This window comes from Mycobacterium sp. 852002-51613_SCH5001154 (assembly GCF_001667425.1).
Lineage (GTDB): Bacteria > Actinomycetota > Actinomycetes > Mycobacteriales > Mycobacteriaceae > Mycobacterium.
This window is the reverse complement of sequence record NZ_LZII01000016.1, coordinates 1-21,256: the sequence shown is the minus strand read 5'-3', so window position 1 is coordinate 21,256 and position 21,256 is coordinate 1. Positions and strand designations below refer to the sequence as shown.

The 21,256-nt window shown below is 67.6% G+C and carries 23 protein-coding genes; 21 read left to right on the top strand and 2 right to left on the bottom strand.

Annotated elements, in window-relative coordinates; translation table 11 throughout:
- Positions 1-19 precede the first annotated feature (19 nt).
- The 3 genes from mftE to mftG are packed head-to-tail and all read left to right on the top strand — an operon-like array spanning position 20 to position 3,631.
- Positions 20-763 carry a mycofactocin biosynthesis peptidyl-dipeptidase MftE gene (mftE, locus tag A5750_RS05235; protein WP_066951935.1) on the top strand — a complete coding sequence of 248 codons (744 nt, stop codon included), beginning with the start codon at positions 20-22 and terminating at the stop codon, positions 761-763.
- A complete protein-coding gene (gene mftF / locus A5750_RS05230) occupies positions 760-2,172 on the top strand; it encodes a mycofactocin biosynthesis glycosyltransferase MftF (protein WP_067261493.1) in 1,413 nt (470 codons plus the stop codon). Before mftE ends, mftF begins: the two co-directional genes overlap by 4 nt.
- 19 nt (positions 2,173-2,191) lie before the next feature.
- The gene (gene mftG, locus A5750_RS05225) at positions 2,192-3,631 is read left to right on the top strand and encodes a mycofactocin system GMC family oxidoreductase MftG (RefSeq protein WP_066951931.1); all 1,440 of its coding nucleotides are present in this window, start codon (positions 2,192-2,194) and stop codon (positions 3,629-3,631) included.
- A 651-nt stretch (positions 3,632-4,282) separates the two neighbouring features.
- On the opposite strand, the gene A5750_RS05215 is transcribed toward mftG, so the two are convergent.
- On the bottom strand, positions 4,283-5,878 hold the full coding sequence (locus A5750_RS05215; protein WP_066951928.1) for an MFS transporter: 1,596 nt from the start codon (positions 5,876-5,878) through the stop codon (positions 4,283-4,285).
- 143 nt (positions 5,879-6,021) lie between these two features.
- On the opposite strand from A5750_RS05215, the gene A5750_RS05210 reads away from it, so the two are divergent.
- From A5750_RS05210 to A5750_RS05140, 15 genes are all read left to right on the top strand, one after another.
- Positions 6,022-6,630, top strand: a complete 609-nt coding sequence (locus A5750_RS05210) for a TetR/AcrR family transcriptional regulator (RefSeq protein ID WP_082948155.1) — start codon at positions 6,022-6,024, stop codon at positions 6,628-6,630.
- A gap of 384 nt (positions 6,631-7,014) precedes the next feature.
- A complete protein-coding gene (gene rpsJ / locus A5750_RS05205; protein ID WP_003873519.1) occupies positions 7,015-7,320 on the top strand; it encodes a 30S ribosomal protein S10 in 306 nt (101 codons plus the stop codon).
- 15 nt (positions 7,321-7,335) lie between these two features.
- Complete coding sequence (rplC, locus tag A5750_RS05200; RefSeq protein ID WP_067261490.1) at positions 7,336-7,989, top strand: 50S ribosomal protein L3; 654 nt, start codon at positions 7,336-7,338, stop codon at positions 7,987-7,989.
- Positions 7,989-8,669, top strand: coding sequence for a 50S ribosomal protein L4 (gene rplD, locus A5750_RS05195; protein WP_066951925.1), 681 nt, complete (start codon positions 7,989-7,991; stop codon positions 8,667-8,669). The genes rplC and rplD overlap by 1 nt, the downstream gene beginning before the upstream one ends.
- Positions 8,670-8,972, top strand: coding sequence for a 50S ribosomal protein L23 (rplW, locus tag A5750_RS05190; protein ID WP_066951923.1), 303 nt, complete (start codon positions 8,670-8,672; stop codon positions 8,970-8,972).
- A 29-nt stretch (positions 8,973-9,001) separates the two neighbouring features.
- Positions 9,002-9,844 carry a 50S ribosomal protein L2 gene (rplB, locus tag A5750_RS05185; protein WP_066951922.1) on the top strand — a complete coding sequence of 281 codons (843 nt, stop codon included), beginning with the start codon at positions 9,002-9,004 and terminating at the stop codon, positions 9,842-9,844.
- Positions 9,845-9,873: 29 nt separating this feature from the next.
- Entirely contained in the window at positions 9,874-10,155 is a 282-nt protein-coding gene (gene rpsS, locus A5750_RS05180) for a 30S ribosomal protein S19 (protein ID WP_066951921.1), read from the top strand.
- Complete coding sequence (gene rplV, locus A5750_RS05175) at positions 10,152-10,706, top strand: 50S ribosomal protein L22 (protein WP_066951918.1); 555 nt, start codon at positions 10,152-10,154, stop codon at positions 10,704-10,706. Before rpsS ends, rplV begins: the two co-directional genes overlap by 4 nt.
- Positions 10,706-11,545, top strand: a complete 840-nt coding sequence (gene rpsC / locus A5750_RS05170) for a 30S ribosomal protein S3 (protein ID WP_066951917.1) — start codon at positions 10,706-10,708, stop codon at positions 11,543-11,545. Before rplV ends, rpsC begins: the two co-directional genes overlap by 1 nt.
- 3 nt (positions 11,546-11,548) lie before the next feature.
- A complete protein-coding gene (gene rplP, locus A5750_RS05165) occupies positions 11,549-11,965 on the top strand; it encodes a 50S ribosomal protein L16 (RefSeq protein ID WP_007167840.1) in 417 nt (138 codons plus the stop codon).
- Positions 11,965-12,198, top strand: a complete 234-nt coding sequence (gene rpmC / locus A5750_RS05160) for a 50S ribosomal protein L29 (protein WP_066951916.1) — start codon at positions 11,965-11,967, stop codon at positions 12,196-12,198. The genes rplP and rpmC overlap by 1 nt, the downstream gene beginning before the upstream one ends.
- Positions 12,195-12,554 carry a 30S ribosomal protein S17 gene (gene rpsQ, locus A5750_RS05155; RefSeq protein WP_197505364.1) on the top strand — a complete coding sequence of 120 codons (360 nt, stop codon included), beginning with the start codon at positions 12,195-12,197 and terminating at the stop codon, positions 12,552-12,554. Before rpmC ends, rpsQ begins: the two co-directional genes overlap by 4 nt.
- Positions 12,555-12,670: 116 nt before the next feature.
- The gene (locus A5750_RS05150) at positions 12,671-15,031 is read left to right on the top strand and encodes an arylsulfatase (protein ID WP_067261487.1); all 2,361 of its coding nucleotides are present in this window, start codon (positions 12,671-12,673) and stop codon (positions 15,029-15,031) included.
- Positions 15,032-15,038: 7 nt separating this feature from the next.
- Complete coding sequence (locus A5750_RS26040) at positions 15,039-15,680, top strand: hypothetical protein (protein WP_231989139.1); 642 nt, start codon at positions 15,039-15,041, stop codon at positions 15,678-15,680.
- 43 nt (positions 15,681-15,723) lie between these two features.
- Positions 15,724-16,659, top strand: coding sequence for a DUF4436 domain-containing protein (locus tag A5750_RS05140; protein WP_066951906.1), 936 nt, complete (start codon positions 15,724-15,726; stop codon positions 16,657-16,659).
- 3 nt (positions 16,660-16,662) lie between these two features.
- Here A5750_RS05140 and pstS read toward each other — a convergent pair whose 3' ends face one another.
- Entirely contained in the window at positions 16,663-17,793 is a 1,131-nt protein-coding gene (gene pstS, locus A5750_RS05135) for a phosphate ABC transporter substrate-binding protein PstS (RefSeq protein WP_067261525.1), read from the bottom strand.
- A gap of 339 nt (positions 17,794-18,132) precedes the next feature.
- On the opposite strand from pstS, the gene A5750_RS05130 reads away from it, so the two are divergent.
- The 3 genes from A5750_RS05130 to A5750_RS05120 all read left to right on the top strand — a co-directional run bounded on the left by A5750_RS05130 (position 18,133) and on the right by A5750_RS05120 (position 21,116).
- On the top strand, positions 18,133-19,086 hold the full coding sequence (locus A5750_RS05130) for a DUF4436 domain-containing protein (protein ID WP_066951903.1): 954 nt from the start codon (positions 18,133-18,135) through the stop codon (positions 19,084-19,086).
- Between the two features lie 20 nt (positions 19,087-19,106).
- Positions 19,107-20,021 carry a formylglycine-generating enzyme family protein gene (locus A5750_RS05125; protein ID WP_066951900.1) on the top strand — a complete coding sequence of 305 codons (915 nt, stop codon included), beginning with the start codon at positions 19,107-19,109 and terminating at the stop codon, positions 20,019-20,021.
- Positions 20,022-20,237: 216 nt separating this feature from the next.
- Positions 20,238-21,116 carry a DUF4436 domain-containing protein gene (locus A5750_RS05120; protein ID WP_066951897.1) on the top strand — a complete coding sequence of 293 codons (879 nt, stop codon included), beginning with the start codon at positions 20,238-20,240 and terminating at the stop codon, positions 21,114-21,116.
- Positions 21,117-21,256: the final 140 nt, after the last annotated feature.

The window sequence follows — 21,256 nt, the reverse complement described above, 5'->3', positions numbered from 1 at the left end:
AACAATTGGTGCACGCCAGGTGAATTCGTCCTACCATCACCGAGTGCCCGTACTCGGCGAATTGGCAATGGCGACGTCAAGCCAGCTATCGGGCACCTCGCCGTCGATATTGATCCCGCTGGGGTCGACCGAACAGCACGGCCCGCATCTGCCGTTGGACACCGACACCCGGATCGCCACCGCGGTCGCCCGGGGGGTTCGGGCCGGTCTCGAAGCGATCCTCGAGCGCGAGTGGTTGCTGGCGCCGGCCATCGCCTACGGCGCCAGCGGCGAGCACCAGAGTTTCGCCGGAACGATCTCCATCGGCACCGAAGCCCTGACGATGCTGCTCGTGGAGTACGGCCGGTCGGCCGCTAGCTGGGCCAATCGCCTGGTCTTCGTCAACGGCCACGGCGGCAACGTCGCCGCGCTGACCGCTGCGGTGGCGCGACTGCGGGCCGAGGGACGCGACGCCGGCTGGTGCCCATGCCTGGCCGACGGTGGCGATGCCCACGCCGGGCACACCGAAACATCGATGTTGCTGCACATCTCGCCCGGCGACGTGCTGACCGACCGATGGCTCACCGGCAACCGGGCGCCGCTGCCGGAATTACTCCCGTCGATGCGGCGCGGGGGAGTCGCGGCGGTCAGCCCCGTGGGCGTGCTGGGGGACCCGACAACCGCGACCGCCGCCGAAGGCAAGCGCATCCTTGCCGAGATGGTCGACGGCTGTGTCCGGCGAGTGGCCCGGTGGTCGCCCGGGCGCGACGGGATGCTTACATGACGGCGGCCCGGCTGCCGGATGGCTTCGCCGTCCAGGTCGACCGGCGGGTGCGGGTGCTCGGTGATGGCTCGGCGCTGCTCGGTGGTTCACCGACCCGGCTGCTGAAGCTGGCGCCGGCCGCCCAGGACATGCTGTGCGACGGCCGGCTGAAGGTTCGCGACGACGTCAGCGCCCAGCTGGCCCGCACCCTGCTCGACGCCACGGTGGCGCATCCGCGGCCGGCGGGCGGCCCGTCGCACCACGACGTCACCGTGGTAATTCCGGTGCGCGACAACCTTTCCGGGGTGCGCCGCTTGGTGAGCTCGCTGCGCGGCCTGCGGGTCATCGTGGTGGACGACGGTTCGAGCCCGCCGATCGAGCCCGACGACTTCGTCGGCGCGCACTGCGACGTCGAAGTGTTGCGGCACTCCCGCTCCAGAGGCCCGGCCGCCGCCCGCAACACCGGGTTGGCCGCCTGCAGGACCGACTACGTCGCGTTTCTGGATTCCGACGTCGCTCCGCGGCGCGGCTGGCTGGAGGCGCTGCTCGGGCATTTCTGCGATCCCACCGTGGCCCTGTCCGCGCCGCGCATCGTCGGTTTGTCGCACAGTGAGAATGTGGTGGCCCGTTACGAGGCGCTGCACTCGTCGCTCGACCTCGGCGAGCGCGAAGCGCCGGTGCTGCCCCACAGCCAGGTGTCCTACGTGCCCAGCGCGGCGATCATCTGTCGGTGCTCCGCCCTGCGCAGTGTCGGCGGGTTCGACGAGACCCTGCAATCCGGCGAAGACGTCGACCTGTGTTGGCGGCTCATCGAGGCCGGCGCCCGGCTGCGCTACGAACCCATCGCGCTGGTCGCCCACGACCACCGCACCGAACTGCGGGATTGGCTCGCGCGCAAGGCGTTCTATGGTGGATCGGCGGCCCCGCTCTCGGTTCGCCACCCGGACAAGACGGCCCCGGTGGTGATCTCCGGCTGGGCGCTGATGACCTGGATCCTGATGGCGTTCGGGACCAGCCTGTCCCAGCTGGCGTCCATCGTCGTCGCCGTCCTGACCGGCCGCAGGATCGCCAGGGCGATGCGCGGCGCCGAGACGTCCATCGCCGACGTGGCGATGATCGCGACCCGTGGCCTGTGGTCGGCGGCACTGCAGCTGGCGTCGGCCCTGTGTCGGCACTATTGGCCGGTGGCGCTGCTTGCCGCCACGCTGTCGCGACACTTCCGACGCGTCGTGCTGGTCGCGGCGATCATGGACGGCGTGGTGGACTGGCTGCGGCGCCGCGACGCCATCGGCGACGATGCCGAACCGATCGGCCTGTTGACCTATCTGTTGCTCAAGCGTGTCGACGACCTGGCGTACGGCCTCGGGTTGTGGTGGGGAGTGGTGCGGGAGCGCAACCTGCGGGCGCTGAAACCCCAGATTCGGAGCTAGCCGCCACCTTGACCCGCCCTTGAGTAAGGCCGCCCCGCACAGCGACGTGCTGATCGTCGGTGCCGGTAGCGCTGGATCGGTTGTCGCCGAACGTCTTTCTGCCGAGCCGGGCTGCGCGGTGACCGTCCTCGAGGCGGGGCCGGCCCTCGATGATCCGGGATTGCTCGCTCAGACCGCGAACGGGTTGCAGCTGCCGATCGGGGTCGGCAGCCCGCTGGTGTGCCGTTATCAGACCAGCCTGACCGATCGACCCATGCGCGCGCATCCGATCGTGCGCGGGGCGACGGTCGGTGGCTCGGGCGCAATCAATGGCGGCTACTTCTGCCGCGGATTGCCGCGCGACTTCGACCGGTTATCGCTACCCGGCTGGGCCTGGTCCGACGTCCTCGAAAGCTTCCGCGCCATCGAGACCGACCTGGACTTCAGCGGGCCGGCCCATGGCGACAGCGGTCCCATCCGGGTCCGTCGTACCCACGAAATGACGGGAACCACCGAGCGTTTCATCACCGCCGCGCAGCGCGCCGGGTTCGACTGGATCGAAGATCTCAATGACTGTGGGCCGGAACTGGTTTCGGGAGTAGGCGCCGTCCCGCTCAACATCGTGGACGGTGTGCGTACCGGATCCGGCGCGGGATTTCTGCTGCCGGCGCTGCGCCGGCCGAATCTGACATTGCACTCCCGGACGCGCGCCGCGCGGTTGCGCTTCGCCGGCGCCGCCGCCGCGGGTGTCGACGCGATCGGCCCGCACGGCCGCTTGACGCTGACCGCGGACCGGATCGTGCTGTGTGCCGGCGCCATCCAAACGGCGCAGCTGCTGATGCTCTCCGGCATCGGAGCCGAGAAGGGGCTGCGGTCCGTCGGCGTACCCGTGGTGAAGCCGCTGCCGGTGGGGACGTCGTTCAGCGATCACCCCGAATGGGTGTTGCCCACCGACTGGACGGTGGCTCCCGGCCGGCCGGTGCTCGAAGTCGTACTCAGCACCGCCGACGGGCTCGAGATCAGACCGTACACAGGGGGATTCGTCGCGATGACCGGGGACGGCACCGCCGGTCATGCCGACTGGCCGCACATCGGGGTTGCGCTCATGCGGCCGCGCGCACGGGGGCGTATTGCGCTGGCGTCGGCGGATCCCGAGGCGGCGCCCCGCATCGAGCACCGCTACGACAGCGAGCCCGAAGACGTCGCGGCGCTACGCCAAGGCGCCGAACTTGCCCGCGAATTGGCGCGTACCGCAACGCATGTCGGTGAACCCGTATGGTCCACGTCGCAACATCTCTGCGGCACAGCGCCGATGGGCGCCGATACCGACCCGCGAGCCGTCGTAGACCATCGCTGCCGGGTGCACGGTATCGACAACCTTTGGGTGATCGACGGCTCGATCCTGCCCGAAATCACCAGCCGGGGGCCGCACGCCAGCATCGTCATGCTCGGTCATCGCGCCGCCGAATTCGTTCGGTGATGCGTGCGTGAGGGCGGGCCTCAAGGCTGAGGCATGAGGCCCGCCCCGCGAGCGGCGATTGTTCATGCGGTCCACGTAGATGGCCACGTCGAGTGGCAGTGCGCGCGCAGGTGGTGCGTCACGCGACAATAGCGTCGCAATATTCGTGGACTGCACGGTCGCCATTTCACTGTTCGATTACCCGTGCTTGTCTCTTCTCGGTTACCTCCCTTCGCCGATGCGTGAAACATGCCGGCAGGCCGGAGGTGAACGCTGCCGGGCCCAGATCAGGGAGGCCGGCCAGCGAGTCCGCCGCCCGAGGGTGTGCGCCGCGCGGCCGGCGCGCGTCGATTCGGTGGACACCAGGGTGCTCGTCTGGCGCCGGCAGCGCCGCGCCGTGGGAAACTCACAGCTGGGGTGCCGAGCCGGCTCGCTCTCTCGCCTCAGGCGTACCCATTCGGCCTCCACGATCGCCGCCGCCTCATGCATCACCGGGCATACCGGCTCGACCACGCTCGCAACACCCATCAACACCACATCCACCTCGCTCGCAGAGATGATCTGTATCTGTCGATATACGTCTGGTGATACCAGAACCGGCAGACATTTTCAAGCGTTGAACCCGCTGTCGGACAACAGCATTGGCCGAAGCGGTCGCGCCCCGGCGGCGTGTCAGCGATGGCGGCCGGACAGCATCCCGCGTACCGGCCGAAGCTGCCGGCCGTCGCGGCCCGGCGCCCAAACCGCGATCAGCAGCGCGGCGGCGGCGACGATCACGGCCATCGTGATGGTCGACGCGTGCAAGGCCGCCAGGAACGCGGACTTGCTGATGTCGGCCAGCTGGCGGCCCTGGGGCCCCATCCGGCCCGCCACCTCGACCGCCTTGGCCAGCGAATCGGTGGCCGGCCCCCGGACCGGCCCGGGAAAGCCCGCCAGCTTCGGGGCGAGCTCGTGCGAATAGCGGCCGGCCAGAATCGAACCCGCCACCGCGATTCCCAACGCGCCGCCCATCTCCCGGGACGTATCGTTCACCGCGGAGGCGACGCCCTGCTTCTCGTCGGGCACCGCTCCCATGATCGCCGATGTCGTCGGTGCCGTGCAGATTCCGATGCCGGTTGCCAGGATCAGTGTGGGCCAGGCGAATTCCAGATAGGAAGAGTGCAGGTTCAACCGGTACATGCACGCGAAGCCGACCGCCATCAGCAGCGTGCCGATGAACAGCACCAGCCGCAGGCCCAGCTTGGGCACGTACCAGAACGACAGCGCCGAGAAGATGCCCAGCGGCACCATGAACGGGCCGAAGGAGATTGCCGTCGCCAGGGCCGAGTAGCCCATGATCTGTTGCACGTATTGCATGCCGATGTAGAAGAACCCGAACGTGGCGCCGAACAGGATGACGATCGCGGCGACGCCGGTGGCGAAATTCGGGTCGGCGAACAACCGGACGTCGAGCAGGGGTTGCCTGCTGCGCCAGGCGAGGCGCAGCTCGACGGCACCGAACGCCGCCGCGAGCACCGCGCCCGCGACAAGCCCGCCCCAGACCAGGGGGTCGCTCCATCCGCGGGTCGGCGCTTCCAGGATCGCCGCCACGGCGATCGCCAGCGCGGCGCCGATCAGGACCGCGCCCAGCCCATCGATCCGCGGGGCGCCGCTGTCGCGGGACGAAGCGACGGTGCACGCCAGCGCGAAGATCACCAGCCCGGCGGCGCCCAGTGACCAGAAGATCGCGTGCCAGTCCCAAAAGCGAAGCAGCAAACCGGAACCGATCATGCCCAGCACGCCACCGGATCCGGCCGTGCCGGCCCAGATCCCAACCGCCTTGGTGCGCTGGGCTTTCGGATAGGCCACGCTCAGCAGCGACAGCGTCGCCGGCATCACGAAGGCGGCGCCGATCCCGGCCGCCGCGCGGCCGGCGATGATCTGCGCCGGGCTGTGCAGCATCGCCGGAGCCATCGAGCCGACCGAGAAGACCACCAAACCGATCAGCAGGGCGCCGCGCCTGCCGTAGCGGTCGCCGATCGCGCCGGCGGGCAAGAGCAGACACGCCAGGGCCACGGTGTATCCGTCGACGATCCAGTTCAGCTGGGACTGGGTGGCCGAGGTGGCCACCGCGAGGTCTCCCAGCGCGGTGTTCAAGGCCGTCATCGAGGCGACAACCAGGGCGACTCCCATGCAGGCGACGGCCAGCGTCCAGTTTCGCGCTCGGGGACTATTGCCGATGCTGACCGCATCAGTACGCTGGTCAGGCCGGACCAGGGTTTCGACCATGATGCGCCTCCTCACGGTGGCGTTGGGAAGTTTCGAGACCGACAGTCTTGTAGGTAGACCGATAGTCTCGTTTCCAAACAGGGAGGTGGATCACAATCACTGGCAGTACCAGCGACCCCCGCCCAGCGCGCTCGCGGGCCCGTTTGCTCGAGGCCGCCGCCGCGCTGCTGAGTTCCGGTGGTCCCAGCGCGGTGACCGTCGACGCGGTCACCCGTACCGCCAACGTCGCGAGGGCCACGTTGTATCGCCACTTCCCGAGCGGAAACGATTTGCTGGCAGCGGCTTTCAACAGCCTCATCCCGCCGTCACCCGCGCCGCCGGCCGAGGGTTCGCTGCGCGACCGCCTGGTGGCGGTGGTGTTGGCGCAGGCCGAGTCGGTGGCCCAGGCGCCCGCCGTCATGACGGCGATGTCGTGGCTGGCCCTGGGCCGCGACCTGGACGAGATGCCGGAACCCCGCGACAGTCAGGCGGCGGACAGCGCGGCGATCACCACGCTGCGCGAGCGCATCGCCCAGCAGTACGCGGCCCCGTTCGACGCCATCTTCGACAGCCCGGAGGCCGCCGAACTCGGCGAGGTGGACCGCTCCCGGGCCATCGCGCTCCTCATCGGCCCCCTAGTGCTGGGGCGCCTTTCCACGCTTCCCGACTTCGATTACCGCGAGTGCGCGCTCGCGTCCGTCGACGGTTTCCTCTATGTTCAGCGCGCACACAACCGGGCCGACGCGGCGAGCGTCGAATCGGCGGGTGCCTGAGGCCGGCTACGGCCGCTGACCAGCGGGTTGGCCGCCCGGCGGGGCCGCGTCGGCGGCGTTCGGCCGGGATTTGGCCAAACCCACGATCTAGGGCATACTGTTCAGGTTGCCTTGGGCCGGGTTTGCGCCTGGTCGGGCATACGACCAGCGCCCAAACGGGCGCGTCCGGTCCCATCCTTGGAGCGCGACAAATTTTGCCGCGGTCCAGGCTGCGTGAGGGTGACACACCCGACCGCGGGGGCCGGTGGACCACGACAGGTAAACAGCGGCGCAGTATCCGGCGCGACGCTCGATCGGCCCAGGGTTGACCCGGGCTCGATCAGCGCGCTGGGAGCACCAGGTCCGGACACGGATTTTTGTAAGTGGAGTGAGGGTAGGAGAAGCGTGGCGGGACAAAAGATCCGCATCAGGCTCAAGGCCTACGACCATGAGGCCATCGACGCATCGGCGCGCAAAATCGTCGAGACCGTCGTCCGCACGGGTGCCAGTGTCGTAGGTCCGGTGCCGCTGCCGACTGAGAAGAACGTGTACTGCGTCATTCGCTCTCCGCATAAGTACAAGGACTCGCGGGAGCACTTCGAGATGCGTACTCACAAGCGGTTGATCGACATCCTCGACCCGACGCCGAAGACCGTCGACGCGCTGATGCGCATCGACCTTCCGGCCAGTGTCGACGTCAACATCCAGTAGGGGCTTGGTGAACTCATGGCAAGAAAAGGCATTCTGGGTACCAAGCTGGGCATGACGCAGGTGTTCGACGAGAACAACCGGGTCGTCCCCGTGACGGTGGTCAAAGCGGGGCCCAACGTGGTCACCCGCATCCGCACGCCCGAGCGCGACGGCTACAGCGCCGTCCAGCTGGCCTACGGCGAGATCAGCCCCCGCAAGGTGAACAAGCCGGTGACCGGTCAGTACAGCGCCGCGGGCGTGAACCCGCGCCGGCACCTCGCCGAGCTGCGGCTGGATGACGAGGCCGCGACCAGCGAATACGAAGTCGGCCAGGAGCTGACGGCGGAGATCTTCGCCGACGGCGCCTATGTCGACGTGACCGGTACCTCCAAGGGCAAGGGCTTCGCCGGCACCATGAAGCGCCACGGCTTCAAGGGCCAGGGCGCCAGCCACGGTGCGCAGGCGGTGCACCGCCGTCCCGGTTCCATCGGCGGCTGCGCCACTCCCGCGCGCGTCTTCAAGGGCACCCGGATGGCCGGCCGGATGGGTAACGACCGGGTGACCGTGCAGAACCTGGTGGTGCACAAGGTTGATGCCGAGAACGGCGTGCTGCTGATCAAGGGCGCGGTCCCAGGCCGCACCGGTGGGCTCGTGGTGGTCCGCAGCGCGATCAAACGAGGTGAGAAGTAATGGCGACCAAAGGCCAGACACTCAAGATTGACGTCAAGACGCCGGACGGCAAGGTCGACGGCTCCGTCGAATTGCCGGCCGAATTGTTCGACGCCCCGGCCAATATCGCGTTGATGCACCAGGTGGTCACCGCGCAGCGGGCGGCGGCTCGCCAGGGCACGCACTCGACCAAGACCCGCGGCGAGGTCAGCGGCGGTGGACGTAAGCCATACCGGCAGAAGGGAACCGGTCGTGCCCGTCAGGGTTCGACGCGGGCCCCGCAGTTCACCGGCGGTGGCGTCGTGCACGGCCCCAAGCCCCGCGATTACGCCCAGCGCACCCCCAAGAAGATGATCGTCGCGGCGTTGCGCGGCGCCTTGTCGGACCGGGCGCGCAACGGCCGCATTCATGCGGTCACCGAGCTGGTGTCGGGCCAGACGCCGTCGACCAAGAACGCTAGGGCATTTCTGGGCACGCTGACCGACCGCAAGAAGGTGCTGATCGTGATCGGCCGCAGCGACGAGGCCGGCGCCAAGAGCGTGCGCAACCTGCCCGGTGTGCACATCCTGACGCCCGACCAGCTCAACACCTATGACGTGCTGCGCTCCGACGACGTGGTGTTCAGCGTTGAGGCGCTCAACGCCTACATCAGTGCCCAGGCGGGCGCCAGCACCGCTAGCACCGAGGAGGTAACGGCGTAGATGGCGACCATCACCGACCCCCGCGACATCATCCTGGCCCCGGTCATCTCGGAAAAGTCCTACGGGCTGCTGGACGACAACGTGTACACCTTTGTGGTGCACCCCGATTCGAACAAGACGCAGATCAAGATCGCCATCGAGAAGATCTTCTCTGTCAAGGTCGCATCGGTGAACACCGCAAACCGGCAGGGTAAGCGCAAGCGCACCAGGACCGGATACGGCAAGCGCAAGGGCACTAAGCGGGCCATCGTCACGCTGGCGCCCGGTAGCAAGCCCATCGACCTGTTCGGGGCCCCGGCCTAGCCGCGCGCGAGAGAAAGACCTGATTAGACATGGCAATTCGTAAGTACAAGCCGACGACCCCCGGCCGCCGCGGCTCCAGCGTGTCCGACTTCGCCGAGGTCACCCGGTCGGAGCCGGAGAAGTCGTTGGTGCGCCCGCTGCACGGCCACGGTGGCCGTAACGCACACGGCCGCATCACCACCCGCCACAAGGGCGGCGGCCACAAGCGGGCCTACCGGGTGATCGACTTCCGTCGCAACGACAAGGACGGCGTCAACGCCAAGGTCGCGCACATCGAGTACGACCCGAACCGGACCGCCAACATCGCGCTACTGCACTTCCTGGACGGCGAGAAGCGTTACATCATCGCGCCGCAAGGCCTTTCGCAGGGCGACGTGGTGGAGTCGGGCGCGAACGCCGACATCAAGCCCGGCAACAACCTGCCACTGCGCAACATCCCCGCCGGTACCGTGATCCACGCCGTGGAACTGCGGCCGGGCGGTGGCGCCAAGCTGGCCCGGTCCGCCGGCTCGAGCATCCAGCTGCTCGGTAAAGAGGGCACCTACGCGTCGCTGCGTATGCCCAGCGGTGAAATCCGCCGCGTCGACGTGCGCTGCCGCGCCACGGTCGGCGAGGTGGGCAACGCCGAGCAGGCAAACATCAACTGGGGCAAGGCCGGCCGGATGCGGTGGAAGGGCAAGCGCCCCTCGGTCCGTGGTGTGGTCATGAACCCGGTGGACCACCCGCACGGTGGTGGTGAGGGCAAGACCTCCGGTGGTCGCCACCCGGTGAGCCCGTGGGGCAAGCCGGAGGGCCGCACCCGCCACCCGAACAAGGCCAGCAACAAACTCATCGTCCGGCGCCGGCGCACCGGCAAGAAGCACGGTCGCTGAGGAAGTTCCGGGACTAGGAGTACAAGCACATGCCACGCAGCCTGAAGAAGGGCCCGTTCGTCGACGGCCACCTCCTCAAGAAGGTGGACGTTCAGAACGAGAAGAACACCAAGCAGGTCATCAAGACCTGGTCTCGGCGTTCGACGATCATCCCGGACTTCATCGGTCACACCTTTGCCGTCCACGACGGACGCAAGCACGTCCCGGTGTTCGTCACCGAGTCGATGGTCGGTCACAAGCTTGGTGAATTCGCGCCGACGCGAACCTTCAAGGGACACATCAAGGACGACCGGAAGGCCAAACGGCGATGACCACAACTGAATTCCCGTCGGCGGTCGCCAAGGCGCGGTTCGTGCGGGTCTCACCGACGAAGGCACGCCGGGTGATCGACCTGGTGCGGGGCCGGTCGGTGGCCGACGCGCTCGACATCCTGCGCTGGGCGCCCCAGGCGGCCAGCGAGCCGGTAGCCAAGGTGATCGCCAGCGCCGCGGCGAACGCGCAGAACAACAACGGGCTGGACCCGGCCACCCTGGTGGTCGCCACGGTGTACGCCGACGAGGGCCCGACCGCCAAGCGCATTCGTCCGCGCGCCCAGGGTCGCGCATTCCGGATCCGCAAGCGCACCAGCCACATCACGGTCGTGGTGGAGAGCCGGCCGGCCAAGGACCAGCGTTCGGCGAAGTCGACGAGGGCCCGCCGCGCCGAGGCCAGCAAGGCCGCCGCGAAGGCGCCCGCGAAGAAGGCCGCCACCAAGGCACCCGCCAAGAAGGCACCCGCGAAGAAGGCTGCGGCGAAAACCGCCGAGGCGAAGACTTCGAAGGCAACTGCTGAGACCTCGGAAGCGAAGGGAGGCTCAGACTAGTGGGCCAGAAGATAAATCCGCACGGCTTCCGGCTGGGTATCACCACCGACTGGAAGTCCCGCTGGTACGCCGACAAGCAGTACGCGGACTACGTCAAGGAAGACGTCGCGATCCGCAAGCTGCTGTCCACCGGGCTGGAGCGCGCCGGCATCGCCGACGTGGAGATCGAGCGCACCCGCGACCGGGTGCGCGTCGACATCCACACCGCGCGCCCCGGCATCGTCATCGGCCGCCGCGGCACCGAGGCCGACCGCATCCGTGCGGACCTGGAGAAGCTGACCGGCAAGCAGGTTCAGCTCAACATCCTCGAAGTCCGCAATCCTGAGTCCCAGGCGCAATTGGTGGCCCAGGGCGTCGCCGAGCAGCTGAGCAACCGGGTGGCGTTCCGCCGCGCGATGCGTAAGGCCATCCAGTCGGCGATGCGTCAGCCCAACGTCAAGGGCATCCGGGTGCAGTGCTCGGGTCGCCTGGGCGGTGCGGAGATGAGCCGCTCGGAGTTCTACCGCGAGGGGCGGGTGCCGCTGCACACGCTGCGCGCCGACATCGACTACGGCCTGTACGAGGCCAAGACCACCTTCGGCCGGATCGGTGTGAAGGTGTGGATCTACAAGGGCGACATCGTCGGCGGGAAACGCGAACTGGCCGTAGCCGCTCCGGCGGGCGCCGACCGTCCGCGCCGCGAGCGTCCGTCGGGCACGCGCCCCCGGCGCAGCGGTGCGTCGGGGACCACGGCGACCAGCACCGAGGCCGGCCGGGCCGCCGCGGGCGCCGAAGAAAGCACTGCGGCCGCAGCGGCCGAGGCCGCGCCCGCCGCAGAACCGCAGAGCACGGAGAGCTGAATCATGTTGATTCCCCGCAGGGTTAAACACCGCAAGCAGCACCACCCCCGCCAGCGTGGCATCGCCAGCGGCGGCACGGCGGTGAACTTCGGTGACTACGGCATCCAGGCCCTGGAGCACGCCTACGTCACCAACCGGCAGATCGAGTCCGCGCGTATCGCGATCAACCGCCACATCAAGCGTGGCGGCAAGGTGTGGATCAACGTCTTCCCGGACCGCCCGCTGACCAAGAAGCCCGCCGAAACCCGGATGGGTTCGGGTAAGGGCTCGCCGGAATGGTGGGTGGTCAACGTCAAGCCGGGCCGCGTGCTGTTCGAGCTGAGCTACCCCAACGAGCAGGTGGCCCGGGCGGCCCTTACCCGTGCAATCCACAAGCTGCCGATCAAGGCACGCATCGTGACCCGAGAGGATCAGTTCTGATGGCAGTGGGAATTTCGCCTGGCGAACTGCGTGAGCTCACCGACGAGGAGCTGACCGAGCGTCTGCGCGAATCCAAGGAAGAGCTGTTCAACCTGCGTTTCCAGATGGCGACGGGGCAGCTGTCCAACAACCGCCGGCTGCGCGCGGTGCGACAGGAGATCGCGCGCGTGTACACCGTGCTGCGCGAACGAGAACTGGGCCTGGCTTCCGGGCCCGACGGTAAGGAATCCTGATGGCAGAAGCGAAGAAGGCGGCCCCGAAGGCGGCTCCGAAGGCGGCCGCAAAGGACACCGCCTCGAAAGAGAAGGGCCCCAAGCACACTCCGGCCAACCCGAAGGTGCGTGGCCGGCGCAAGGTCCGCATCGGTTACGTGGTGAGCGACAAGATGCAGAAGACCATCGTGGTCGAGCTGGAAGACCGCGTGCGTCACCCGCTGTACGGCAAGATCATCCGTACCACCAAGAAGGTGAAGGCGCACGACGAGAACAGCACCGCGGGCATCGGCGACCGCGTCTCGCTGATGGAGACGCGTCCGACGTCGGCGACCAAACGGTGGCGGCTCGTCGAAATCCTCGAGAAGGCCAAGTAGCCCCCACGGGACATCGAAACGCCCGGGACCTTAGGGTCTCGGGCGTTTCGCTGTGCCGAGCGTAACGCCGCAGGGAAAAAGGATCGGAATTCCCGCGGTGGCGCTACGCTCGGCGCATGTCGCCTGACTCCCATGCCTTTCAAGGCAAGATCGAGCTGGATATCCGGGACTCCGAGCCGGACTGGGGCCCGTACGCCGCCCCGACCGCACCGGAGAACTCGCCCAACATCCTGTACCTGGTCTGGGACGACACCGGCATCGCGACGTGGGACTGTTTCGGCGGCCTGGTCGAGATGCCCGCCATGACCCGCATCGCCGAGCGTGGTGTACGGCTGTCGCAATTTCACACCACCGCGCTGTGCTCGCCGACCCGGGCGTCGTTGTTGACCGGCCGCAACGCCACCACCGTCGGCATGGCCACCATCGAGGAGTTCACCGACGCCTTCCCCAACGCCAACGGCCGGATCCCGTTCGATACCGCGCTGCTCTCCGAAGTGCTGGCCGAGCGCGGCTACAACACGTACTGCGTCGGCAAGTGGCACCTGACGCCGCTCGAAGAATCCAATCTCGCTTCGACGAAACGACATTGGCCCATCTCGCGCGGCTTCGAGCGGTTCTACGGTTTCCTGGGCGGCGAGACCGACCAGTGGTATCCCGACCTGGTCTACGACAACCATCCGGTCAACCCGCCGGGCACGCCGGAAGACGGCTATCACCTTTCGAAGGACATCGCCGACAAGACCATCGAGTTCATCCGCGACGCCAAGGTGATCGCGCCGGACAAGCCCTGGTTCAGCTACGTGTGCCCGGGCGCCGGGCACGCGCCGCACCACGTCTTCAAAGAATGGGCGGACCATTACGCCGGCCGCTTCGACATGGGCTACGAGGCCTACCGCGAGATCGTGCTGGAAAACCAGAAGTCGATGGGCATCGTGCCGCCGGACACCGAGCTGTCGCCGGTCAACCCGTACCTGGACGTCAAGGGACCGCAGGGCGAGCCCTGGCCGCTGCAGGACACGGTGCGGCCGTGGGGCTCGCTGAACGCCGACGAGAAGAAGCTGTTCTCCCGAATGGCCGAGGTGTTTGCCGGCTTCCTCAGCTACACCGACGCCCAAATCGGCCGCATCCTGGACTATTTGGAGGAATCCGGTCAACTGGACAACACCCTCATCGTGGTGATCTCCGACAACGGCGCCAGCGGGGAGGGCGGCCCGAACGGATCGGTCAACGAGGGCAAGTTCTTCAACGGCTACATCGACACCGTCGAAGAGAGCATGAAGCTGTTCGACCACCTCGGCGGCCCGGAGACCTACAACCATTACCCGATCGGCTGGGCGATGGCCTTCAACACCCCGTACAAGCTGTACAAGCGGTACGCGTCGCACGAGGGCGGCATCGCCGACACGGCGATCATCTCGTGGCCCAATGGTGTTGCCGCACATGGGGAGATCCGCGACAACTACGTCAACGTCTGCGACATCACGCCCACGGTCTACGACCTGCTGGGCATGACGCCCCCCGACACCGTGCGGGGCATCGCGCAGAAGCCACTGGACGGCGTGAGTTTCAAAGCGGCCCTTGCTGATTCGGCCGCCAACACCGGGAAGCAGACCCAGTTCTATTCCATGCTCGGCACCCGCGGCATCTGGCATCAGGGCTGGTTCGCCAACACCGTCCACGCGGCCACGCCGGCGGGCTGGTCGCACTTCGACGCCGACCGCTGGGAGCTGTTCCACATCGAGGCCGACCGCAGCCAGTGTCACGACCTGGCCGCCGAGCACCCGGACAAACACGAAGAACTCAAGGCGATGTGGTTCTCCGAGGCCGCCAAGTACAACGGGTTGCCGCTGTCGGACCTGAACATCCTGGAGACGATGACGCGATTTCGCCCTTACCTCGTCGGTGACCGGACCAGCTACATCTACTATCCCGACTGCGCGGACGTGAGCAGCGGCGCCGCCGCAGAAATCCGCGGCAGGTCGTTCGCGGTGCTGGCCGAGGTGAGCGTGGACACCACCGGCGCGGAAGGGGTGCTGTTCAAACACGGCGGCGCCCACGGCGGGCACGTGTTGTTCGTCCAGGACGGGCGGCTGCATTACGTCTACAACTTCCTGGGCGAGCGCCAGCAGACGGTCTCCTCATCGGGCGCGGTGCCGCTCGGCAGGCATCTGCTCGGCGTGAATTATTCGCGGACCGGGACCGTGCCGGACAGCCACACGCCGCTCGGCGACGTCACGTTGTTCATCGACGACGAAGTGGTCGGCACGCTCGCGGACGTGCAGACCCATCCCGGAACGTTCGGGATCGCGGGTGCCGGGATCACCGTCGGCCGCAACGGCGGCTCGGCAGTGTGCAGCCGCTACAAAGCGCCGTTCTCGTTCACCGGGGGCACCATCGCGCAGGTCACCGTCGACCTGTCCGGCCGGCCCTATGTAGACGTGGAAGCCGAAATTGCGCTTGCCTTTTCGCGCGACTGAAGCCCTGGTGCTGTGCTTGTTGGCGCTCGCTGCGGTGGGATGTGAGAAGACCACCGGCGGAACGGCCATCGGTGGCACCGCCTCGTCAACTTCGGCCACCACGCGAGCTTCCGACCCGGCCGAGCCGGTGCCCGGCATCGAGACCACCCTGCCCGACCACATTCCGCCCAATGCCTTGGTGTGCTTCCCGCCGCCCACCAGCGGGTCGATGACCAAGGCCTCCGTGGCGGACCCGGTGGCGCCCGTGCTCACGGTCCCGTTGCCCGACGGCTGGAATGCGGTTCCCGGCACGGGCGACGTGGCGTTGACGTCGACCGGCCCCGACGGCATGTCGGTACGGGTGACCATCGCCCGCACCGACCTCGACCCCGGTGGCGCGTTCCTGCGTTATGCCACCGACTTGGGGACGGCGCACCCCGGGGCCAAGGTCACCGTCACAGCGGCCCAATTCTGCGGCTACAGCAGCCAGCTGCTCAGCGGGACCAATGGCGGGGCCGGAGCAAACGAGTTCGCCGACCGCATCGCCCACATCCGGACCAACACCCAGGCGTACCTGGTCGCCATCCATCTGGAGGGGCCCGGCAAAGCGCCCGGTTTCGAAGCGGCTAAATCGACGGTAATGCAGCAATTCGCCGTCATTATCCCCTGAAATTCGCCGTTGTCCCTGTTAGCATTTGGCCCGTGATGCCTCAATGACCGCCGGGACTCCGGCGCCTCCCGCGCCGCCGGCGCCCGCCGACCACCGGGGTCGGCAAATCGCCATCGCTTTTGGAATAGTCGCCTCCCTCATCGTCATCTACGCTCTCTCGCTGATCGCCGTGCACCTGCTGGCAAAGTCGGCGCCCCCGCTTCCCTCGGTGGATTTGAGCAAGGTGGAGGCCGAAGACAGCGTCGTTCAGGTCCGCCTGGAGAAGCTGGATACCGTCGCGAACCGCCTGACGGTGAATGTGACCGTCTACCCCAAGGATTCGTTGTACGACAAGAACTTCGGGGTGCTGACCACCGACGCCGCGGTGCGCCTGTATCCCGACAACGACCTCGGCGACCTGCAATACCCGGTAGGAAAATCGCCGGCGCAGGTCAGCACGACCATCGTCGCGCACGGCGATCCCGCCAACTGGCCGTTCGACGCCTACAAGACCGAGGTCATCGCCGCCGACGTGTTCACCGGTACCGGCGCCAGCCGCGAGAAGGCACCTGCCCGCGTCGAGGCGACCGGAAAGTTGGACGGCTGGGACGCCACCGTCACCCGCGTCCACGACCCCGAGGACGCCAACCCCGATGTGCAGGACGACTTGATCATCACGCTGCAACGGTCCAAGGGCGCGCTGATCTTCGACGTCGGCATCTGCCTGGTCCTCATCGCCCTGCCGGTGCTCGCATTGTGGGTGGCCATCCCGATGGCGTTGGGCCGGACCACCTTCCTGCCGCCGTTGGGAACCTGGTTCGCGGCGCTGCTGTTCGCCGTCGTCCCGCTGCGCAACTTCCTGCCAGGATCTCCACCGCCGGGTTCCTGGATCGACCAGGCCGTCGTCCTATGGGTACTGATAGGGCTGGTCACTGCGATGTCCCTGTTCATCGTCGCCTGGTGGCGATCCCGCGAGAAAAAGCCGCCGAAGAGGGCCTGACGCCTACTCCGGATTCGGTGCCTCCATCGAGCTGATCGCGTCGACGGCGCTCGAGACCCTGGCCTGGAAGTTGGGCGACAGCGGGATGTAGCCGCTGTTCGCCAGCTCCACCTGGCCGGGTCCGATCGCCGCCTGCAGGAACGCCTTGACCGCCTTGGCGACGTCCAGCGTCGGGTACTTCGAGCAGACGATCTCGTAGGTGGCCAAGACGATCGGGTAGACGTCCGGCTGGGCGGGGTTGTAGAACAACGAGATGTCGAGCACCAGGTCGTTGCCGCTGCCGACGATCTTGGCGCCGGTGATGGTCTTGCCGACGGTGTCGGTGCCGATCCGCACCGGCCGGAGCGACCTGCGGCTCGCCGGGGTTTTGATCTCGGCGGCGTAAAGCCCTTGCTGCAGCGCGAAAGACAGCTCGTTGTAACTGATTGCGCCCTCGGTCGATTTCACCAGTGCCGCGGTGCCGTTGTTGCCGGCGGCGCCGGTGCCGACGCCGCCGTTGAACGCCTTGCCGGCGCCCTTGCTCCAGGCCCCGCCGGACGCGGCCTGCAGGTAGGACTGGAAGTTGTCGGTGGTCCCGGACGCGTCGCTGCGGTAGATGACACGGATCTCTTCGGCCGGCATCGATGCGTTGAGCGCGGTAAGCGCCGGGTCATCCCATCGGGTGATGGTGCCGTCGAAGATCTTGGCTATCGTCGGCGCGTCGAGCACCAAGGAGTCGACCGAGCCGAGGTTGTAGGTGATGGCCAGCGGGCCGAACACCACCGGGAGGTTCCACGCGTCGGCTCCGCCGCAGCGTTGTTTGGCCGCGGCATATTGGTCTCCGGACAGCGGCGTGTCCGACCCGCCGAAATCCGTTTTGCCGGCGAGGAAGTCGCTGATTCCGGCGCCCGATCCGTTCGCGGTGTAGTTGAGGGTCTGCCCGGCGCAGACCTTCCCGTAGGCGGCGACGAACTTCGTCATCGCGTTGGCCTGCGCGGTCGAGCCGCTGGCGGTCAGAGCCTGCTTGCCGCCGCACTCCACCTTTGCGCCGGCGGCATACGCCAGCGTCGGGTGGGAGTCGGTGCTGCATGCTGAGACCGCCACTGCCGCCGCAGCGAACAGGCTGATGGCTGCCGCCGGTAGATTGCGCTTCACGTTGGTTGGCTCCTGGGGGTGGGGCCCGGCGGCGACGGCGAGCAGAGGGGCTTCGCCCCATTTCGACACACGTCGAGAATTACCGTTATCCCAGCCGGCAAGCAAACAAACATCGGGTGAACTGATCCTTTGGCCATGCGAGATGCCGGTGTGCGCGGGGAGCGGACGAGTCGCCCTGGGAAGGATTCGCTGCCCGGCGGCCTGCCGCTGGCGGCGTCGGCCCAACATGCCTGATGGCGACCGATATCTATTTTCGCCCCGCGAGCACATCGAGTTCGCTACCATCTGTCTCGTGCCGCCCAGGGCGGCGGATCGGTCAACCTCGACGAAGGCAGGAAGATGACCCATCACACGCCGCCGCAGCAGCAGCCCGCAACGCCAGCAACGCCTTCGCCCGGCACTACGACGTTGGCGCGGCCCGAAACGCAGTCGCGCAAGCCCAGGCGGCGCCTCGTCATCGGCCTCGGCGCCCTGCTGGCCTTCGTTGCGGTCTATGCGTTGTCCCTGTTCGGCTTCCACCTGCTGGCCAATTCCGGGGCCCCACTCAAGCCGCCGGACTTGAACGCAACCGGTGACACCGTCGTGTTGGTCCGCCTCGAGAAGCTGGACACCATCGCCAATCGCCTGACGGTGAAAGTGCTTGTGATACCCGAAGACTCGATGTTCGACAAACGCCTTGACGTGTTGAAGACCGACACCGCGGTCCGGATGGATCCGCCCAACGACCTGGGCGATCTGCAATACCCGGCGGGGAAGTCGCCGGCGCAGGTTGCCACCACGATCGAGGCACACGGAAACCCCAACGACTGGCCGTTCGATTCGTATCGCACGGATACACTCTCGGCCGATGTTCTCGTTGGCCAGGGCGACGCCCGCCAATACATCCCCGCCCGGGTCGAGGTCACCGGCGCGTTGGATGGCTGGGACGTGAGCGTCCAGCGCGTCGGTGAAGCCAGCCAGGAATCGGACCGGCCGGACAACGTGGTCATCACGCTGCACCGGGCCAAAGGTCCGCTGATCTTCGACCTCGGCATCTGCCTTGTCCTCTTCGCCCTGCCGACCTTGGCGTTCGCGGTGGCCATCCAGATCGCCTTGGGGAGGCGCAAATTCGTGCCGCCCTTCGTGACATGGTTCGCGGCGATGCTGTTCGCCGTCATACCCATCCGCAACTTCCTTCCCGGCTCGCCACCACCCGGGGCATGGATCGACCAGGCGTTGGTGATCTGGGTGCTGCTCGCGCTTGTCGGGGCGATGGGGCTGTACATGCTCACGTGGTATCGGCAATCCGACTGAGCCGCTCGTACCCTGGACTGGTGCTCACCGAGCTGGTCGACCTACCGGGCGGATCGTTCCGCATGGGGTGCACCAGCTTCTATCCCGAAGAGGCGCCGATCCACACCGTCACCGTGGCCTCATTCGCGGTGGAGCGACACCCGGTGACCAATGCGCAGTTCGCCGAATTCGTCTCCGCGACAGGCTATGTGACGGTTGCCGAGCAACCCATCGACCCGGCGCTGTACCCGGGGGCGGACCCGGCCGATCTGCGTCCGGGCGCCATGGTCTTTCGTCCCACTCCCGGCCCGGTCGACCTGCGCGACTGGCGGCAGTGGTGGGACTGGGTGCCGGGTGCGAATTGGCGGCACCCGTTCGGCCCGGACAGCGACATCGCCGAGTTGGCCGATCACCCGGTGGTGCAGGTGGCCTACCCCGACGCCGCCGCGTACGCGCGGTGGGCCGGCCGGCGGCTGCCGACTGAGGCCGAGTGGGAGTACGCCGCCCGCGGCGGGAGCGCGGGCACGTACGCGTGGGGGGACGAACCCAACCCCGACGGTCGGCTGATGGCCAACACCTGGCAGGGTCGCTTCCCATACCGCAACGACGGCGCCCTGGGCTGGGTGGGCACATCGCCGGTGGGCACGTTCCCCCCCAACGGGTTCGGCCTGCTCGACATGATCGGCAACGTGTGGGAGTGGACCGCCACCAGGTTCTCCGCGCACCACCGCCTCGACGAGCCGCCGAAGGCGTGTTGCGCCCCAACGGGGCCGGCGGATCCGGCCGTCAGCCAGACGCTGAAGGGCGGTTCGCACCTGTGCGCGCCGGAGTACTGCCACCGCTATCGTCCGGCCGCGCGGTCACCGCAGTCGCAGGACACCGCGACCACCCACATCGGGTTCCGCTGCGTCACGCAGCAAACGCGGGCCGTTCCCGGGGGCGCCGCCCACACCTGAAACGACGAGCGGGTTACCGCCGCATGGACGGCGAGTGACGGGGCGTGCATCGGCGCGCACGGTGTGCGCGAGTTCGCTAGCATCTGACCACGTGTGGCCCTCGACGAGCCCTGAAACATCAGCGGCTCACCAATGACCGCCGAGGCTCCCGCGGCGCCGGCACCGCCGCCCCCATCGGACGCACCGACACCGTCCGCACCGCCGGCCCGCAAACACATGGCGAAGCGGCCGCGCATCGTGATCGGGGTCGCCGTCCTGGCGGTGGTCGTCACGGCCTACATGCTCTCCCTGTTCGGCGTCCACTGGCTGGAGAGGTCCGAGGGGCCGCTGCCTCCGCTGGACCTGGGCCAGGGCGGGGGCGACGCGACCATCGTGCAGCTGCAGGTCGAGGAATTGAAGCCGGTCGCCAAGCGGCTCGCGGTGAATGTGCTTGTCTATCCGGGGATTTCGGCGTACGACAACAGATTCGACGTGTTGGGCACCGACGTCGCCGTGCGCCTGTACCCGACGAGCGACCTGGGCGACCTGCACTACCCGAAGGGCAAGGCGCCGGCGCAACTCAGCACCACGGTCGTGGCGCACGGCGATCCGGGCAACTGGCCGTTCGACTCCTACCGGACCGAGCCGATCTCCGCCGACGCCTTCGTCGGGTCGGGCGACAACCTGAAGAAGGTGCCCGCCCGGGTCGAGGTGACTGGGGAGTTGGACGGGTGGGACATCACCGTCAACCGCGTCCACGACCCCGGAGCGCTCCCGACGCAGCGCGGCACCGACAACGGGAACGTGGTCATCACCCTGAAGAGGGCCAAGGGCCCGCTGATCTTCGACCTGGGCATCTGCCTGGTCCTCATCAGCCTGCCCACCCTGGCACTGCTGGTCGCCATTCCGATGGCGCTGGGCAGAAGGAAGTTTCTGCCGCCGTTCGCCACCTGGTACGCCGCGAACCTGTTCGCCATCGTCCCGCTGCGCAACATCCTTCCCGGCGCACCACCGCCCGGTTCGTGGATCGACCAGGCCATCGTTCAATGGGTGCTGATCGCGCTCGTCACGGCGATGAGCTTGTACATCTTTGCCTGGGTCCGGCAAGGGGACTAGTGGGCAGGTAGGTGTTGTCAGACCGCCCTGGCATAATCGAATGTATGTTCGAATCGAAGTTGCCGTCGCCCGCGGTGATCGCGGAGTTCGATGAGCACTTCGAGCGGCGGTATCCGTCTGCGACGGCGGAGTCGGCGGCG

Bases quoted from the DNA above. Each gene is read 5' to 3' on its own strand.
- A5750_RS05150 (WP_067261487.1), top strand. From the start codon at position 12,671: ATGTCGCCTGACTCCCATGCCTTTCAAGGCAAGATCGAGCTGGATATC.
- mftF (WP_067261493.1), top strand. From the start codon at position 760: ATGACGGCGGCCCGGCTGCCGGATGGCTTCGCCGTCCAGGTCGACCGG.
- A5750_RS05120 (WP_066951897.1), top strand. From the start codon at position 20,238: ATGGCGAAGCGGCCGCGCATCGTGATCGGGGTCGCCGTCCTGGCGGTG.
- A5750_RS05140 (WP_066951906.1), top strand. From the start codon at position 15,724: ATGACCGCCGGGACTCCGGCGCCTCCCGCGCCGCCGGCGCCCGCCGAC.
- rplB (WP_066951922.1), top strand. From the start codon at position 9,002: ATGGCAATTCGTAAGTACAAGCCGACGACCCCCGGCCGCCGCGGCTCC.
- rplW (WP_066951923.1), top strand. From the start codon at position 8,670: ATGGCGACCATCACCGACCCCCGCGACATCATCCTGGCCCCGGTCATC.
- A5750_RS05130 (WP_066951903.1), top strand. From the start codon at position 18,133: ATGACCCATCACACGCCGCCGCAGCAGCAGCCCGCAACGCCAGCAACG.
- rpsS (WP_066951921.1), top strand. From the start codon at position 9,874: ATGCCACGCAGCCTGAAGAAGGGCCCGTTCGTCGACGGCCACCTCCTC.
- rplV (WP_066951918.1), top strand. From the start codon at position 10,152: ATGACCACAACTGAATTCCCGTCGGCGGTCGCCAAGGCGCGGTTCGTG.
- rplP (WP_007167840.1), top strand. From the start codon at position 11,549: ATGTTGATTCCCCGCAGGGTTAAACACCGCAAGCAGCACCACCCCCGC.
- rplC (WP_067261490.1), top strand. From the start codon at position 7,336: ATGGCAAGAAAAGGCATTCTGGGTACCAAGCTGGGCATGACGCAGGTG.
- A5750_RS05215 (WP_066951928.1), bottom strand. From the start codon at position 5,878: ATGGTCGAAACCCTGGTCCGGCCTGACCAGCGTACTGATGCGGTCAGC.
- rplD (WP_066951925.1), top strand. From the start codon at position 7,989: ATGGCGACCAAAGGCCAGACACTCAAGATTGACGTCAAGACGCCGGAC.
- rpmC (WP_066951916.1), top strand. From the start codon at position 11,965: ATGGCAGTGGGAATTTCGCCTGGCGAACTGCGTGAGCTCACCGACGAG.